At 45.7% G+C, this 16230-nt stretch carries 20 protein-coding genes; 2 read left to right on the forward strand and 18 right to left on the reverse strand.

The features are described from left to right. Nucleotides 1-120: 120 nt before the first annotated feature. On the reverse strand, nucleotides 121-912 hold the full coding sequence (locus tag BR63_RS06315) for a patatin-like phospholipase family protein (protein WP_207724769.1): 792 nt from the start codon (nucleotides 910-912) through the stop codon (nucleotides 121-123). 128 nt (nucleotides 913-1040) lie between these two features. On the opposite strand from BR63_RS06315, the gene BR63_RS06320 reads away from it, so the two are divergent. Beyond that, nucleotides 1041-2270, forward strand: a complete 1230-nt coding sequence (locus tag BR63_RS06320) for a nucleoside recognition domain-containing protein (protein ID WP_034422866.1) — start codon at nucleotides 1041-1043, stop codon at nucleotides 2268-2270. Between the two features lie 162 nt (nucleotides 2271-2432). On the opposite strand, the gene BR63_RS06325 is transcribed toward BR63_RS06320, so the two are convergent. The 3 genes from BR63_RS06325 to BR63_RS06335 all read right to left on the reverse strand — a co-directional run bounded on the left by BR63_RS06325 (nucleotide 2433) and on the right by BR63_RS06335 (nucleotide 3894). Beyond that, entirely contained in the window at nucleotides 2433-2894 is a 462-nt protein-coding gene (locus tag BR63_RS06325) for a hypothetical protein (protein WP_034422868.1), read from the reverse strand. Between the two features lie 21 nt (nucleotides 2895-2915). Further along, nucleotides 2916-3470: a 16S rRNA (guanine(966)-N(2))-methyltransferase RsmD gene (gene rsmD, locus BR63_RS06330; RefSeq protein ID WP_034422869.1), complete on the reverse strand. Its 555-nt coding sequence runs from the start codon at nucleotides 3468-3470 to the stop codon at nucleotides 2916-2918. Nucleotides 3471-3717: 247 nt separating this feature from the next. Next, a complete protein-coding gene (locus BR63_RS06335; RefSeq protein ID WP_153802097.1) occupies nucleotides 3718-3894 on the reverse strand; it encodes a hypothetical protein in 177 nt (58 codons plus the stop codon). Between the two features lie 124 nt (nucleotides 3895-4018). Here BR63_RS06335 and gpr point away from each other — a divergent pair, with 124 nt between their 5' ends. Then, on the forward strand, nucleotides 4019-5005 hold the full coding sequence (gene gpr, locus BR63_RS06340) for a GPR endopeptidase (RefSeq protein ID WP_034422871.1): 987 nt from the start codon (nucleotides 4019-4021) through the stop codon (nucleotides 5003-5005). Between the two features lie 125 nt (nucleotides 5006-5130). Here the strand turns inward: gpr and BR63_RS06345 are convergent, their stop codons facing one another. The 14 genes from BR63_RS06345 to BR63_RS06410 all read right to left on the reverse strand — a co-directional run bounded on the left by BR63_RS06345 (nucleotide 5131) and on the right by BR63_RS06410 (nucleotide 16052). Further along, entirely contained in the window at nucleotides 5131-5346 is a 216-nt protein-coding gene (locus BR63_RS06345; RefSeq protein ID WP_034422872.1) for an alpha/beta-type small acid-soluble spore protein, read from the reverse strand. Nucleotides 5347-5383: 37 nt separating this feature from the next. Then, nucleotides 5384-5599: an alpha/beta-type small acid-soluble spore protein gene (locus tag BR63_RS06350; RefSeq protein WP_034422874.1), complete on the reverse strand. Its 216-nt coding sequence runs from the start codon at nucleotides 5597-5599 to the stop codon at nucleotides 5384-5386. Between the two features lie 104 nt (nucleotides 5600-5703). Then, entirely contained in the window at nucleotides 5704-5847 is a 144-nt protein-coding gene (locus BR63_RS06355; protein ID WP_161781886.1) for a small, acid-soluble spore protein, alpha/beta type, read from the reverse strand. 154 nt (nucleotides 5848-6001) lie between these two features. Further along, entirely contained in the window at nucleotides 6002-8050 is a 2049-nt protein-coding gene (gene recG, locus BR63_RS06360) for an ATP-dependent DNA helicase RecG (protein WP_051965830.1), read from the reverse strand. Nucleotides 8051-8067: 17 nt separating this feature from the next. Then, nucleotides 8068-8262: a DUF1858 domain-containing protein gene (locus BR63_RS06365; protein WP_338056025.1), complete on the reverse strand. Its 195-nt coding sequence runs from the start codon at nucleotides 8260-8262 to the stop codon at nucleotides 8068-8070. A 187-nt stretch (nucleotides 8263-8449) separates the two neighbouring features. Continuing rightward, the gene (locus tag BR63_RS06370) at nucleotides 8450-9628 is read right to left on the reverse strand and encodes a sodium ion-translocating decarboxylase subunit beta (RefSeq protein ID WP_187142742.1); all 1179 of its coding nucleotides are present in this window, start codon (nucleotides 9626-9628) and stop codon (nucleotides 8450-8452) included. A gap of 40 nt (nucleotides 9629-9668) precedes the next feature. Beyond that, on the reverse strand, nucleotides 9669-10058 hold the full coding sequence (locus tag BR63_RS06375) for a biotin/lipoyl-containing protein (RefSeq protein WP_034423870.1): 390 nt from the start codon (nucleotides 10056-10058) through the stop codon (nucleotides 9669-9671). 30 nt (nucleotides 10059-10088) lie between these two features. After that, the gene (locus tag BR63_RS06380; RefSeq protein WP_034423867.1) at nucleotides 10089-10433 is read right to left on the reverse strand and encodes an OadG family protein; all 345 of its coding nucleotides are present in this window, start codon (nucleotides 10431-10433) and stop codon (nucleotides 10089-10091) included. A gap of 28 nt (nucleotides 10434-10461) precedes the next feature. Further along, nucleotides 10462-12012: a methylmalonyl-CoA decarboxylase subunit alpha gene (gene mmdA, locus BR63_RS06385; protein ID WP_187142847.1), complete on the reverse strand. Its 1551-nt coding sequence runs from the start codon at nucleotides 12010-12012 to the stop codon at nucleotides 10462-10464. A gap of 33 nt (nucleotides 12013-12045) precedes the next feature. Next, nucleotides 12046-12450: a methylmalonyl-CoA epimerase gene (gene mce / locus BR63_RS06390; protein ID WP_034423865.1), complete on the reverse strand. Its 405-nt coding sequence runs from the start codon at nucleotides 12448-12450 to the stop codon at nucleotides 12046-12048. A gap of 76 nt (nucleotides 12451-12526) precedes the next feature. Continuing rightward, nucleotides 12527-13465, reverse strand: coding sequence for a methylmalonyl Co-A mutase-associated GTPase MeaB (gene meaB / locus BR63_RS06395; RefSeq protein ID WP_034423864.1), 939 nt, complete (start codon nucleotides 13463-13465; stop codon nucleotides 12527-12529). 33 nt (nucleotides 13466-13498) lie between these two features. Beyond that, complete coding sequence (locus BR63_RS06400) at nucleotides 13499-13897, reverse strand: coenzyme B12-dependent isobutyryl CoA mutase small subunit (RefSeq protein WP_034423862.1); 399 nt, start codon at nucleotides 13895-13897, stop codon at nucleotides 13499-13501. A gap of 35 nt (nucleotides 13898-13932) precedes the next feature. Next, nucleotides 13933-15612 carry an acyl-CoA mutase large subunit family protein gene (locus BR63_RS06405; RefSeq protein ID WP_034423860.1) on the reverse strand — a complete coding sequence of 560 codons (1680 nt, stop codon included), beginning with the start codon at nucleotides 15610-15612 and terminating at the stop codon, nucleotides 13933-13935. A 212-nt stretch (nucleotides 15613-15824) separates the two neighbouring features. After that, a complete protein-coding gene (locus BR63_RS06410; RefSeq protein ID WP_207724770.1) occupies nucleotides 15825-16052 on the reverse strand; it encodes an anion permease in 228 nt (75 codons plus the stop codon). Nucleotides 16053-16230: the final 178 nt, after the last annotated feature.

The raw sequence follows: 16230 nt of genomic DNA on the forward strand, positions 1-16230 counted from the left end.
CCTCCCGCATCCGACGTCCGAGTTTAATTGCTTCCTAGTTCATGCTCTAGCAAAACATTATCGGAAGTCGGCAGTCGGAGAGCGGAAGTCGGTTAACAGTTCACTGTTCACGGTTAACGGTTAACAATTATGCTTTGGGGCAAAACCTTCAATTACTCTTTTGATTAACTCTATTTTATTTTCCGCAGCAAGCCTGCCTCTTTTTATACATTCCCCGGCTTTGGAAAAATCAGCAGTAGAAATATCGCTAACATCAGGGTTGATGATAACATCACACAACTCAAGACAGGGTTTACAGGCTTCTCTCTCCATAATTTCAATGGACTGCATAATGACGGCATAGATATTATTAATTTCTATTTTTTGAGGTGACCAGAGCTTTACATCAACGCCGATAATAATATCCGCTCCCATTTCTTTCAAAATACCCACAGGAAGCCTTTCCGTCACGGCGCCGTCTACCAATAGTCTATCATTGATACAAACAGGGTTGAAAACACCGGGTACTGACATGCTGGCCCGTACAGCGGAGGCCACATCCCCTTCACGGAAAATGACCTTTTCACCTCTTTCGATATCTGTAGCCACGATGGCCAAGGGTATATTCAGTTCGGAAAATTTTTTGTTGTGGGTGAGTAAACGAATAATGGCCATAGCATTATCCCCTTTTAAGAGACCGAGCCTGGGCAAGTTTACATCAAGAAAAAGTGCCTGGTTGAGGTTAAGAGCCAGTTTCTCCATTAATTGCAAATCTGCCCCGGCTGCATAGGCGGCACCGATGATGGCGCCCATACTGGAACCTGCAATCATATCGATAGGAATATTCTCATTGGTTAAAACCTGTAAAACCCCTATATGGGCTAATCCCTTGGCTCCACCAGCCCCCAAAGCCAGCCCGATTTTTGGACGCATGGGCATCACCTGTTACTTTTAGTCTGGTAAGATTTTACTTCTTTTAAGGTTGTTTCGTCAATCTCATGGTCTAGCTGCCTCTCTTGACCAATATACTCTATAGAGAGTGACTGTCAGGGAGGAAAGATATGCTCACCCTTTGGTTAAAAATAAAAAGAAATATTCTCTCTCTTCTCTATGCTTTAGGCGCCGTGGTCTTGGTAAGCGCCATGATGATCTGGCCCCAGCAGACTTATGAGGGTGCACGTTTTGGTTTAAATATCTGGCTAACCATTTTGGTCCCTTCCCTTTTTCCTTTTTTTATCATTGCCGAGATCCTTTTAAATCTGGGAGTGGTCAATTTTTTGGGTGTTTTATTGGAACCTGTTATGCGTCCCTTGTTTAATCTTCCCGGCACTGCTTCCTTCGTCATCGCCATGGGTTTTACTTCCGGTTTTCCTATGGGAGCGGTAATGACCAAACGTTTATGTGAAGAAAAGTGCTGTACACTGGCTGAAGGTGAACGCCTGGTAGCTTTCACCAATAATTCGAGTCCCCTTTTTATTCTTGTGGCAGTAGCCGTGGGAATGTTCAATAATCCAGGTTTAGGACTGGTATTGGCCGTTTCCCATTACACCGCCAATATTATTTTAGGAATTATTTTAGGATTCTTATCCCCCAGAACCCGTGTACAAAGCACAGGAAGCGGGAACATCATGCTTAAGAGCATCCGGGCACTCCTTCACGTGCAAAGAACCCGAAAACCCTGGGGACAACTGTTGGGGGATTCTATCAGAAACAGTATTAATACCATGGCTTTAATTGGTGGCTTTGTCATCATCTTCGCCGTCATCATCAAGGTTTTGACTGTTTCCATGCTCATCCGGTATTTGACGTCGATTTTGATCCTGCCCTTGAAGATGGTAGGATTTGATCCCTCAGCTGGATTAGCCTTAGCTACAGGCTTCTTTGAAATGACTCTTGGTCTCAAGGAAAGCTCCCTGCTGGCCTCATCTATACAGGAAAAAGCGGCGGTAGCCGGTATGCTCCTGGGGTGGAGCGGTCTTTCCATTCAAGCGCAGGTTACCAGTATCCTGTCAGGCTCGGGTATTCTCCCTTACCTTTATTACTGGGGGCGAATCTTCCAAAGCCTCTTAGGAGGAGTCCTGGCCTATTTCCTGGCTGCTACACCTCTCTTATTATCGCAAGTATCCGTACCGGCTTTTTCCTGGGAAGTGGGGCAAAGCAATCTTGTGTTTACAGCTTTTCATCATTTTACCGGCGCAGTATATATGCTGGTATTTGTACTCTCTGCCTTGTTTATTCTTTCGCTTCTCGTAATCATTTGGGACCTAATCCGCCGTCTGGTCTTTTCATAAATTTCTGCATTGTACTACATTCAGAAAAAAGCCCAATCACTCCAATGTGACCAGGCTTTTCTTATTGCAAAATATAACGACTCTATAGTATGTTACAGCAAAGAACATTAATATATGTTATATGTTCGGTGATCGGGACACGGTGATCGGAGAACGGAGTTGTCAGCTTTTCTTCTCTCTGATATTATGCCTTAATTCTTCCCGCCCTTTTTTAACGACCTGCAGGGTTTTTTCCAGTTCCATCTGTAATTGAGCCATAACCTCGTCAGCATAGGAGAATGCCCCCTGGGTAACTTCCCGGGCCACATTCTTAGCACTGTCTATGATTTCATCCCCCTGGGCTTTGGCCAGCTTCACAATTTCACTTTCCCCGGCAATTCTCTGGAGTTTATTTTTGGCAGTTTCAATAATGGCTTCCCCTTCTTTTTCCGCATCCTTCAGGATACGCTCTCTCTCCCTGATAATCCACTCCGCCTCACGTACCGCTTCCGGCAGCATGGCCCGGAATTTATCCAAAAAGTTATAAAGCGTATCTTCATGGATGATGACCTTCCCTGTCATGGGAATACGAGAGCATTCTTCCACAACTACCTCAAATTCTTCTAATAAACGTACAATCTCCATACCTTATTCCTCCTACCCACATCAGTTAGGTTGATAATACCAGACAAGGGTATCTCCATAACTGCTTTTTTTGACAAGTTCTAACTTACCATAACTCTTCTCAAGGGGTGTATTACGGTCACTTTCAACGACCACAGCAGTGTTTGTTTTCAGAAGAGTAGAAATTCCCAGCTTGCTTAATACCGGTTCATACAAACCTTTGTCATACGGGGGGTCCAGAAAGATAATATCAAGGCTGAAAGCAGGTTCCTCTTCTAACATACCTAGCAAAGAACCAGCATTCATATTAAAGACCCTGGCCTTTTCCGCTAAACGGCAATGCATTAAATTTTCTTTAATGATAGAGCAGGCCTTGTTATTAATGTCGTTAAACAAACAAAATTTGCTGCCCCGGCTTAGCGCTTCAATACCTAAAGCACCCGTCCCCGCGAACAAATCGAGAACAACCGCATCAATCGTTTTCGCACCCAGGACGTTAAAAATCGCTTCCCGGACCCTGTCCAGGGTGGGCCTGGTGGTTAAGCCTTTCAGGCACTTGAGTTTATGGCCTTTGGCCTCCCCGGCAATAATCCGCATATGTAAAATTCACTTCCCTTATAATAACAAATTATAACACATATATACATTATTCACGATATCTTTCATGCTAAACCTCATATTACCTACTTTCGTCAAACATATTGATACTCCTTTTTGTTCATACTATAAAAGGAGACTATTCCCGGACAAATTCTTCCTTCCTCATCTATCCCACTCATGAATGCTCACGCTAAGTGAGCATTTTTTTTAAGCATAAAAAAAGCCCAAAAAGGGCCTAAAGAATTCATTCGCCAGGATATACTTCATAGGTGCCAGGCCGTTCAGTGAGGTTACCTTTAACACCTGAAATTTTGAAGAATTGTTTTTCAGTTTTCCTGGTGACCATCTCTGAGGCAAACTCGGTACTAGCGGTTCTCTTATTAATCTTTCCCATTAATCTTGAGGATTTATTGTTCATCACTAATTTATTCCCCCTTTATTTTTATATTTTATTGTGCCCTTAAACAGCACTGTTAATGTATGAAACATAAATTCTCGAGAGCGGGGAAAACTTTAAGTGAAGTTTGTGAAGGAGGTTAAAAAGCATGCAAAAAAGCGAACTTTATAAATTAATGGGTATTAAACTGGACCTTGCCGTGGAAGCCCATGAAATCCTTAGGGGTGAAGTGGGCAGGGAAATCCCCGGCGTAAAAATGGACGAAGAGCGTTATGAAAATGCTGTGGTCAAGACCATTACCATTTTAGACGAGCAAGGCGCCCAGATTATGGGCCGGGCTCCCGGTACTTATGTAACTCTGGAGTCAAGGGAAATTCGTGACAACAATAAAATGGTACATAAACAGATAGGTGAAATTCTCGCTAATAAACTAAAAGAAATCCTTCCTTTAAGAGAAGATTCTACCGTATTAATTGTAGGCTTGGGTAACTGGAACGCCACACCCGATGCTTTGGGGCCAAAAGTAGTAGAATTGTCTATGGCCACACGTCATCTATTCCATTATGCCCCGGAAGAACTGCGGCAGGGCTTGCGTTCCGTATGCGTGTTAGCTCCCGGAGTTTTAGGCTTAACGGGTATTGAAACGGCAGAAATTATCAAAGGTACCGTGGACCGCGTCCAGCCTGACCTTGTGATTTGCATAGACGCCCTGGCAGCAGGAAGTGTGGAGCGAATAAATTCTTCTCTCCAGGTAGCTACTACCGGTATCAACCCTGGGTCGGGCGTAGGCAATAAACGCATAGGTATTAATCAGGAAACCATGGGTGTACCTGTGGTGGCTATTGGTGTACCGACGGTAGTTCATGCCGGTATTATCGCCCACCAGGCAATGGAGAAATTATTTAATCATTTACAAACCACGCCTGCCTTACAAGATGTCTATCATGCCCTGAGACCAGTAGCTGTTAATGAAATGATTAATGATGTTTTGGAACCTTTCGGCGGCCAACTCATGGTTACACCTAAAGAGATCGATGAACAAATCAGCAACACGGCAAGAATTATTGCCATGGCCTTGGCGATGGCCTTACACCCGGGAATGCCTGAAGATGAGGTAGAACATTACTTGCACTGAACCGATCACCGTGACCCGTGACCAGTAACAAAATTTCCTTACAGTAAAAGAAGGGTAACTCCAGTTTTAACGGTCTTAACAAAAAAACAAGCAGAGGAATGTCCCCTGCTTGTTTTTTTATTTACTTAGAATTGTTGACCTTTAGCCAGAGCCTCTTCGGCGAACTGGACCATCTTTCTGGTCATATAACCTCCCACATAACCGTTTTGACGGGAAGTGAGCTGGCCTTTGTCGATTTGTGCATAGTTGGTCAAACCTAATTCACTGGCAATTTCAAACTTTAGTCTGTCCAGACCTTGAGCAGCGCCTTGAACAGCAGGAGTATTGGTGTTTCTTGGCATTGATTATTCACCTCCTTTCAAGCGTAAAACACACCAATTAAAATTGCTGACCCTTAGCCAGAGCCTCTTCGGCGAACTGAACCATCTTTCTGGTCATATAGCCACCAACATAACCGTTTTGACGGGAAGTGAGTTGACCTTTATCAATTTCGGCATAGTTGGCGAGTCCTAATTCACTGGCAATTTCATACTTTAATCTGTCTAATCCGGGAGCGGCACCTTGCACAGCGGGTTTATTTCTATTACGTGGCATTGCTGGTGTCACCTCCTTCTCTTTGACTAGTCTTAGTATAAGCAGGGGAAAAATTTTTTATACATTCATACAAACCTTGTTATTATGAAAGTTTTCCCATATTTTTATTTGTCGTTTTTTTCATTTTCTGTTGCAAATTTTGTCCATTTTCTCTCATTGTGTAAACCAAATTCTTGGGCAACTTCATATTTAAAATGTTCTAAATTGGGATTTACCTGTTTTGTAGAGGTTTTTCCGTTCTTTTTCAAGATTTCACCTCCTGTTAGTAGTGTGAGCAGGCATAAAAAAAGGATACTAGGATTTGCCTGGCAATAAAGCCAAATATCTTTAGTAAGCTTTTAAGCAAAATCAAAAAAGTGGGCTGCCCCACTTTTATTACGAATAGGAAACTTAAATGCTTTTTTAATATTTAACCATTTTTTTGATTAAAGACCACACTTTATCGTGCAGATTTTTGTAAGAGAGTTCTCGCAAGTAAGGATCCTTTTGTAAAACCTTTAATGCCATATGGCGGGCTCTCAGTAAAATTTCGCCGTCTCGCGCCAGATCCCCCACTTTAAACTCAGGTAACCCGTGCTGCCGCATACCAAAGAATTCTCCCGGCCCCCGCAGTTTTAAATCTTCTTCAGCCAGTTTAAAACCATCCTGGGTTTTGCTTAAGATACGGAGCCGTTCCAGGACAGCAGGATTTCGACTTGAAGAAATAAGGATACAATAAGACTGGGCATTCCCTCTGCCTACCCGGCCCCGCAGCTGATGCAACTGAGCCAGACCAAACCTTTCTGCATCTTCAACAATCATCACCGTGGCATTGGGAACATTAACACCAACTTCAATGACAGTAGTACTTACTAGAATATGCACTCTGCCATGCTGAAAGTCCTGCATAATTTTTTCCTTTTCTTTTGCCTTCATCTGGCCGTGTAAAAGCCCAATATTGTAGGAAGGAAACTCCCTTTTTATGTTTTCCGCCAGAGTCGTCGCATTCTTAATATCCAGCGTTTCCGACTCTTCCACCAAAGGGCAGACAATATAGGCTTGAGAGCCTAAACTAAGCTGCTTTGCTAAAAACATTTTCAATTTACCGCGCGATTCTTCCCTAATACAATAAGTTTCCACGGGTTTCCTACCAGGGGGAAGCTCGTCCAGAAGAGAGATGTCCAGATCCCCGTATACAGTCAAAGCCAGAGTCCTGGGGATTGGGGTAGCCGACATTACCAGTACATCGGGCTGCTGCCCCTTCTCTTCTAACAAGGACCTTTGTTTTACACCAAAACGGTGCTGCTCATCAATCACGACCAGTCCGAGATCGGCAAATTCCACATTTTCCTGAATAAGCGCATGTGTACCCACAAGTACATCAATTTCCCGATTCATCACCCGCTCTATGAGTAAATCCTTTTCCCTGCGATTTAGACTGCCTTTTAACAGGGCAGTCTTTACCCCTAGCGGCGCAAACCAGCCGGTTAAGGTATGATAATGCTGTTGAGCCAATATTTCGGTGGGGGCCATCAATGCTCCCTGATATCCCCCCTCTACAGCTTTTAATAAGCCCCAGGCGGCAATAACTGTTTTACCGGAACCTACATCCCCCTGAATGAGGCGCTGCATGGGATACGAAGATTCCATATCACCATTGATTTCCGCAAGGACCCGTCTTTGTGCCCCGGTTAGGGGAAAGGGCAGGTTTTGTACAAAACGTTCCGGCAGCTTATTTTCTTTTTGATGGGCTATCCCTTTCGCACTTTTCTGAGAATTACCTCTTAGCACCAGAAGGGCCAGCTGGAGGAGATAGAACTCCTCAAAGACCAGGCGATAACGGGCTTTTTCCATCTGGGTATAGCTGGAAGGAAAGTGAATTTCCCGTAAAGCTTCTTTAACAGGAAGAAGATCCAGTTGTTGGAGTTCCTCAGGCGTAAAAATCTCCCTGAACTCCTCCGCATTCCTCGCTAAGGCCTGGTGTTGAATTTCCCTCCAAAAACGCTGGTTTAAACCCTCTGTACTGGGATAAAAGGGTACAATGCGACCGGTATGTAACGACGTTTTACCAGATACCAGCTCATATTCGTTAACAGCAATTTCTTTCTGTCCAAATCTATAATCTACCTTACCGGTTATGATCAACTGAGCGCCCAATGCCAACTGCTTTTTGAGATAAGACTGGTTATACCAGAGGGCTATGGCTGATCCGGTATTATCCTGAATATAGACCTTAGTAATCAAAAGCCCTTTGCGAGGATTTAATTCTTCTATGCGCCGAATATAAGCTATGGTTGTTTCTGTTTCTCCTACCCGCAATTGGCTGATGGTCTTTAGGTTTGAACGGTCCTCGTATCTGCGCGGCAAATGATATAACAAATCTTCCTCAGTTTCTATTCCTAACTTTGCCAGTATCTTAACCCGCCGGGGACCTACGCCTTTCAGATATTGTAAAGGAGACTTTGTTTCCATTTTGGCAAATTCAGCTCCTATTTATTCTCCACCTCATTCAATTCAGCCAATAGTTTGGTCAAATCTACCTTATGGATTTTTGCACCCTTTTCCAATGACTCCAAAGAGGCTCCTAGACAAGCTCCACAACCCATGCCATAGCGCACCAGGATCTCCCGGGCACGGGGATAATTTTGTACTATTTCCATGATGGACATATCTTTCGTAATCATGGTCATCACACTCCTTACCTTACAATATTCTACGTTAGAGGAGTTGTTCCTGCAGAGTGAGTTACTAGTTACTAGTTATTAGTTATTAGTGGTTTAAGGTCTTCTGACCCCAAAGAATACGTTTAAAAAACACTAGTAACTAGGAACTAATAACTAGTAACTAAAAAAAGAGCCCGAAGGCTCTTTTTTAATGGGTTCCAAAGAGTGACAGCAGAACACCGGCAGCAACGGCAGAACCGATAACACCGGCCACGTTGGGACCCATAGCATGCATCAGGAGGAAGTTCCTGGGGTTATCTTTCTGGCCCACTACCTGGGATACCCGGGCCGCCATAGGCACAGCCGATACACCGGCAGAACCGATGAGGGGGTTAACCTTACCCCCGGAGAGAACATACATCAGGTTGCCAAGGAGCACGCCACCGGCCGTACCCATTGCAAATGCTGCTAAACCCAGGAGAATAATCGAGATAGTTTGAAAGTTGAGGAAGTTTTCGGCACTGGCTGTGGCACCAACGGTTGTACCTAAGAAGATGGTGACGATGTTGATGAGGGCGTTTTGCGCTGTATCATTCAAACGTCCCACCACACCTGATTCTCTAAAGAGGTTACCCAGCATGAGCATACCAATGAGCGGAGCCGCATCGGGTAATAACAGGGTTACAATAACCGTTACCACAATGGGGAAAATGATTTTTTCCGTCTGGGAAACGGGACGAAGCTGTTCCATCACTGTCATCCGGGCCTTCTTGGTGGTTAATGCCCGCATAATAGGCGGCTGGATAATGGGTACCAGAGCCATGTAGGAATATGCAGCCACAGCAATGGCGCCTAAGAGGTGGGGCGCTAGCTTCGAGGTTAAAAAGATAGCGGTAGGACCGTCAGCACCGCCGATAATACCGATAGAAGCAGCTTCCTGGGGATTAAACCCTAAGAAGAGGGCCCCGATAAAGGTGGTGAAGATACCTAACTGGGCAGCAGCACCTAAAAGCAGGGTCTTAGGGTTGGCAATGAGGGGACCGAAGTCGGTCATGGCTCCTATTCCCAGGAAGATCAGGGGTGGATAGATTCCCATTTTTACCCCTTGATAGAGGTACCATAAAAGGCCGCCGGGCACGATCTTTTCTTTACCGGTAATGGGATCAATGGCAGTTCCCTGGGGTGCCATAATGCCGGTATCAGGCAGGTTCGCTAAAAGCATACCAAAGGCAATTGGTAATAAAAGAAGCGGTTCAAAGCCTTTGACGATGGCCAGGTACAGCAGAGTAAAGGAAATGAAGAGCATAACAATTTGCTGCCAGGTTATGGTGACAAAGCCGGTACTCATGGCCAAATCGTAAAGGGCCTGGGTCAGATTAAGTTCCATTGGTGAGTTCAACCCCTCTCGTATTTTTAAACACTCACGCTTAGCCGATCACTACAAGTACGTCCCCTGGGTTAACAGCCGCACCTTCGGATACTCTGATTTCTTTAACGCTACCAGTTGCGCCGGAGAAGATTTCGTTTTCCATTTTCATGGCTTCAAGGGTTAAAACGAGATCACCCTCTTTCACGGCTTGGCCTACCTTCACTTTAATGGACATAATTTTACCGGGCATGGGAGCAGTAATGACTTCAGCGCCGGCAGCTACAGGAGCAGGGGCAGCCTTGGGAGCCGGGGCAGGTGCAGCTTGAGGTGCAGGAACAGATGCTGCTGCAGGAGCGGCAGGCCTTTGCGCAGGGGCTGCACTACCGCCAATTTCTTCTACTTCCACTTCATAGGTCTTACCATTCACTGTGATATTAAATTTTTTCATTTTTTGTCTCTCCTTTCCCACATCAACCAATTAAAATTGTCTTAAGTTCATTGTTTCCTGACGACCAGCCAGGCTCCAGGAGGGAGCATGGCCGCCAGGCACACGGGTTATGGTCTTTATGCTCATCCGGCCCTGGGTTAAGAAAGCCACAGTGGCAGCGATAACAGCTATGACGTCACTGTCGTCTTCCTTTTTCACAGCCGCTGCCGGGTCTGCTCCTTTTGTTACAGGCGCAGCTACCTTAGGAGTTTTTTTTACCTCTCTATTTCCTGTGGCTACTGCCATTACCTTAATAACACCAATCAGGAAAGTTAAGGCTACAAAAACGATACCCAGGCCAATGAGTGCCACCTGTAAACCAAATGTTAGTAACATTTATGTTCCTCCTTTGGTCTCGTTATCCTTAGAGCGGAATGTTGCCGTGTTTCTTAGCGGGACGACTTTCACGCTTGGTAGCCAGCATCTCTAAGGCATTGGCCAGACGAGGTCTGGTTTCTTTAGGTTCGATAACCATATCCACGAAACCTCTCTCAGCAGCCACATAAGGGGTAGCAAAACGATCACGGTATTCTTGAATCTTTTCAGCACGCTTTTCGGCGGGGTTGGCCGCACTTTCGATCTCTTTACGGAAGATGATGTTAGCGGCACCTTCGGCACCCATAACGGCAATTTCTGCTGTAGGCCAGGCAATAACCTGATCAGCACCTAAATCACGGGAGCACATAGCGAGATATGCTCCACCGTAAGCTTTACGGGTTACGATAGTGATTTTGGGAACAGTGGCTTCAGAATATGCATACAGCATCTTGGCGCCGTGACGGATAATACCGCCGTACTCCTGGTTGGTTCCGGGTAAGAAGCCGGGAACGTCAACGAAGTTGACGATAGGAATGTTGAAGGCATCACAGAAACGAATAAAACGTGCGGCTTTATCGGAAGCATTGATATCCAGGCAGCCGGCCATGACTTTGGGCTGGTTAGCAATAATACCAATAACGCGACCGTTAATCCGCGCAAAACCGGTAAGAATGTTTGGTGCATATAAAGGTTGAGTCTGGAAGAATTCGCCATTATCCACGACTTTTTGGATAAGTTCAACCATGTCATAAGCAGCATTGGGGTTATCGGGAATGATATCGTTTAATGATTCATCCATGCGGCCGGGATCATCACCGGTATCATAGATGGGAGCATCTTCTAAGTTGTTGGACGGGAGGAAGCTTAATAATTTCTTGATTTGGGCAAAGCAGTCGTCTTCATTTTCAGCGGCAAAATGGGCAACACCACTGGTACGGTTATGGGTAATGGCACCACCAAGTTGTTCTGCAGATACTTCTTCACCGGTTACAGCTTTAATAACCTGGGGACCGGTAATAAACATCTGGGAATTGTTCTTCACCATGAAGATAAAGTCGGTTAGAGCAGGAGAATAAACGGCTCCGCCGGCACAAGGTCCCATAATGACGGAAATTTGGGGAATAACCCCTGAAGCCAGGGTATTGCGGTAGAAAATCTGACCGTAACCGGAAAGGGCATCTACCGCTTCCTGGATACGGGCCCCTCCGGAGTCGTTAAGCCCTATACAGGGTGCACCCATTTTTACCGCCAGGTCCATTACTTTACAGATCTTGGCGGCATGCATTTCCCCCAGAGAACCGCCCAGTACTGTAAAGTCTTGGGCAAAGACATAAACCAGACGGCCATCAATGGTGCCATATCCCGTTACTACGCCTTCACCGGGGGCTTCTTTGCCGGCCATGTCAAAGTTTACGCAGCGATGGGCAACAAACTTGTCCAGTTCAGTAAAGGTCCCCGGATCCAGGAGTTTCTCGATGCGCTCACGGGCAGTGAATTTACCGCTCTGGTGCTGCTTATCGATGGCTTTTTGACCGCCGCCTAATTCAATCTTTTTACTACGGGCCAGAAGATCATCAATTTTAGCTCTGGTACTCATTTTGTAACTCCCCTCTTTCTGTTGGTTATATCACTACTTCCGCTCAGAGAGCTCCAGTAAAACTCCCTTTGTGGCTTTAGGATGCACGAAGGCGATGGAAGCGCCGCCAGCACCATAACGGGGCTTTTCATCGATGAGACGGACACCTTTCTCTTTTAGTTCAGCCAGGGCTTCTTCAATGTTCTCTACTCTGAGGGCAATGTGCTGGATCCCTTCACCGTTCTTTTCGATAAATTTAGCAATGGGGCCATCAGGAGAAGTGGACTCTAACAGTTCAAGCTCACTGTCGCCACAGGGCAGGAAGGCAACTTTAACCTTTTGCTCTTCCACGACTTCTGTACCTTCTGCCTTTAAGCCTAAAACTTCCGTATAGAACTTTAAGGATTCTTCCAGGTTGCTGACAGCAATACCAATATGGTCTACTTTTAAAACTTTCATTCTTATAAACCCCCCTTTTACCTTGTGCTCATGTGGAATATAATACCACACATGTCCCGATTTTGGTATTATTAAATTATTTTAAAGTTTCTTGGAAAATTTTATTCACTACTGTGTAGGGATCTACTTCCCTCCGCATAATGCGATCTAATTCTTTATTCAGCCTTCCCTCTTGGCCCACTTTTTCCGTGATATAGTTCGATATTTTTTGTACCACCAGGTCTAACACTTCGTTTTCCAGTCTTTCCCGGCGGCGTTTTTCCAAAAGGCCGGATTTTTCCAGAAACTCTTTATGGTTCATGATTGTATCTAATAATTCTGTGATGCCTTTACTTTGAGCAGCAACGGTCAAAAGTATAGGCGGACGCCAGTTCGACTTTTCCGGGTCAAGGTCTAACATCATTTCCAGCTCAACCACAACCCTGTTGGCACCATCACGGTCGGCCTTGTTGACCGCGAAGATGTCGCCTATTTCCAGAATTCCCGCCTTAATGGCCTGGATATCATCCCCTAACCCCGGAACCGTAATGACCAGTACGGTATCAGCAGTTTTTACGATATCCACTTCAGACTGGCCAACACCAACAGTCTCGATAAGGATATAATCAAAGCCACAGGCATCCAGAATCTTGATGGTATAATGGGTTGCTTTGGATAGGCCACCTAAGCTGCCCCGTGTACCCATACTGCGGATATATACGCCCTCATCAAGGGCTAAATCCGCCATCCGCACCCGGTCGCCCAGGATAGCCCCACCTGTGAAAGGGCTGGTAGGGTCGACTGCAATAACCCCTACTGTTTTACCGCGCTTACGTAGTTCCTTCACCAATTTGTCCGTTAATGTACTTTTACCAGAACCAGGGGGACCCGTTATACCAATGATATGGGCCCCTCCTGTATATTGGTAAAGTTCTTGTAAGGCCGCAGTGGCTTCAGGTGCTTCATTTTCCGCCAGGCTGATGAGCCGGGCAATGGCACGGCGATCGCCCTGGCGAGCACGCTGAACTAATTCCATGCTTACCACCGCCTTTTATAATTCTTTGTAAATTTACCGTTTTACGTTATTCTTAATGAACTCTATAGATACACTGGTGGGAGTTCCGGGAGTGAAGATTTCTGCAACGCCCTTTTCCTTCAAGAAAGGAATGTCGGCATCAGGAATTACGCCGCCCCCTACTACCAGGACGTCGTCAGCACCTTTTTCCTTTAAGAGTTCTACTACTCTGGGGAACAGGTGATTGTGAGCACCAGACAAGATACTCATAGCCACAACATCAACGTCTTCCTGAATGGCAGCAGCGACTATTTGTTCAGGGGTTTGACGCAGCCCTGTATAAATTACTTCCATACCAGCATCCCGTAAGGCACGGGCAACAACTTTGGCCCCGCGGTCATGCCCGTCCAGGCCAGGCTTAGCAACTAAAACCCTAATCCGTTTCTCAGTCATTTCACTAACCTCCTCGTAAGTATTTCTACTTCATATTAGAGAATTTCCACGGGTCTGTACTCACCGAATACTTCTCTCAGTACGTTGCAGATTTCACCCTCGGTACTATATACCCGAACAGCATCTAAGATGTAAGGCATGAGGTTGGCATCAGTTTTGGCAGCTTCACGCAGGGCGTCCAGTTTGGTCTTTACAGCCACGTTGTCACGGGAAGCCTTCATAGCTTGCAGTTTCTTAACCTGGGCTTCTCCTACGGCTGGGTCAACCCTTAAGAGGCCTTCCACAGGCTTCTCTTTGATTTGGAATTTGTTCATACCAACGACGATGCGCTTGCCTGACTCAACTTCCTTCTGGTAAGCATAGGAGCTATCAGCAATTTCCTTCTGGATGTAGCCTTGCTCAATAGCTTTAGCAGCGCCACCCATAGCATCAATCTTTTCAATATACTTCATGGCTTCATCTTCAATCTTCTTAGTGAGGGCTTCTACATAGTAAGAACCAGCTAAAGGATCGATAGTTTCACAAACGCCAGATTCATATGCCACGATTTGCTGGGTTCTAAGGGCAATACGTACAGAATCTTCAGTAGGCAGAGCCAGAGCCTCGTCTTTGGAGTTAGTATGGAGAGACTGAGTTCCACCTAATACGGCTGCTAAGGTCTGAATAGCAACACGTACGATGTTATTGTCAGGCTGCTGGGCAGTTAAGGTAGAACCACCGGTTTGGGTATGGAAACGCAACATCCAGGAGCGAGGATCTTTGGCGCCGAAACGCTCCTTCATAATTCTGGCCCAGAGCTTACGGGCAGCGCGGAACTTGGCCACTTCCTCCAGGAGGTCATTGTGAGCATTAAAGAAGAAGGACAGACGGCCAGCAAAGGTATCAACGTCCATACCGGCTTTGATAGCAGCATCTACATAAGCAATCCCATCAGCTAAGGTAAAGGCAACTTCCTGGACGGCGGTGGCACCGGCTTCCCGAATATGGTAACCGGAAATGGAGATGGTGTTCCAGTTAGGAACATGCTGAGAGCAGAATTCGAAGATATTAGTGATCAATCTCATGGACGGGCCGGGCGGGAAAATGTAGGTACCACGAGCCGCATACTCTTTGAGAATATCGTTTTGGATCGTACCGTTAAGTTTATCGGAAGAAATACCTTGTTTCTCTGCCACGGCAATATACATAGCCAGAAGAACAGAGGCAGGAGCATTGATGGTCATAGACGTACTTACTTTGTCCAGAGGAATACCTTTGAACAGGATTTCCATATCGGCTAAGGAGTCGATAGCAACCCCTACTTTACCGATTTCACCCTGGGCAATGGGGTCATCAGAGTCATAACCAATCTGAGTGGGCAGGTCAAAGGCTACGGATAAGCCAGTCTGACCCTGGTCTAACAGGTATCTGTAACGGGCGTTGGATTCCTCAGCAGTGGCGAAACCGGCGTACTGGCGCATAGTCCAGAAACGGCCACGGTACATGGTAGGTTGTACCCCACGGGTAAATGGATACTTGCCGGGGAAGCCCAGGTCTTTTTCGTAGTCAAAATCTGCCAGATCAAGGGGAGTGTAGAGCCGTTCCACGGGTACACCGGAACCGGTTACAAATTGTTCTTTACGCTCAGGGTTCTTGGCCAGGGTTTTGGCAATGGGACCGTTTTCCCAGGCTTCTTTTGCCCTTGCCAGTTGTTGAAGCTTTTCTTTGTCAAACATTCTTTCTACTCTCCTTCCATCTTTTTATATATTTTTTGAAGCTGTAAGGTTTAGAGGGTTCCTAGGCAGGAGTAGGCATTCCTGCCCAGGGAACTCCAAATCTTAACTGCTCAGCTCCGCAGGTTTGGAAAAAACTGTTGAATTTTACCTTTAAACAGGTGTTTGACCAAAAACACCAAATGACTGTAAAACTGACCCTCCAATGAATAACTCTAATTTCCGTATAATTTTAGAAGAATGGTCATACGATAGGAATAATCACTATAGACTAGGATAAAACAAATTATGATTAATGGAATTCCTACCTGGACATAATCCATAAAGCGGTAATTACCAGGACCAAAAACCAGGGTGTTAGGAGATGTACCAACAGGTGTAGCAAAGGCACAGGATGCTGCTACTGCGATGGCCCCGGGGGTCTGCACCAAGTCCTTTGGCAATGGCAATACCAATAGGCGCTAAAAGTCTTCAAAGAGAAGCGACACTGAGCAACCTGCTCTATTTAAACCGGCTGTTAAACCAGTTTAAATCTCCTACAGGGGGACCCGGTTATGCTGCTTATCTTTTATTGGGTACCCCTCAATTAGTTGGCAGTCCGCAGTTGGCAGTCGACAGTAT

The organism is Thermanaerosceptrum fracticalcis (assembly GCF_000746025.2).
Classification (GTDB): Bacteria; Bacillota; Peptococcia; order DRI-13; family DRI-13; genus Thermanaerosceptrum; species Thermanaerosceptrum fracticalcis.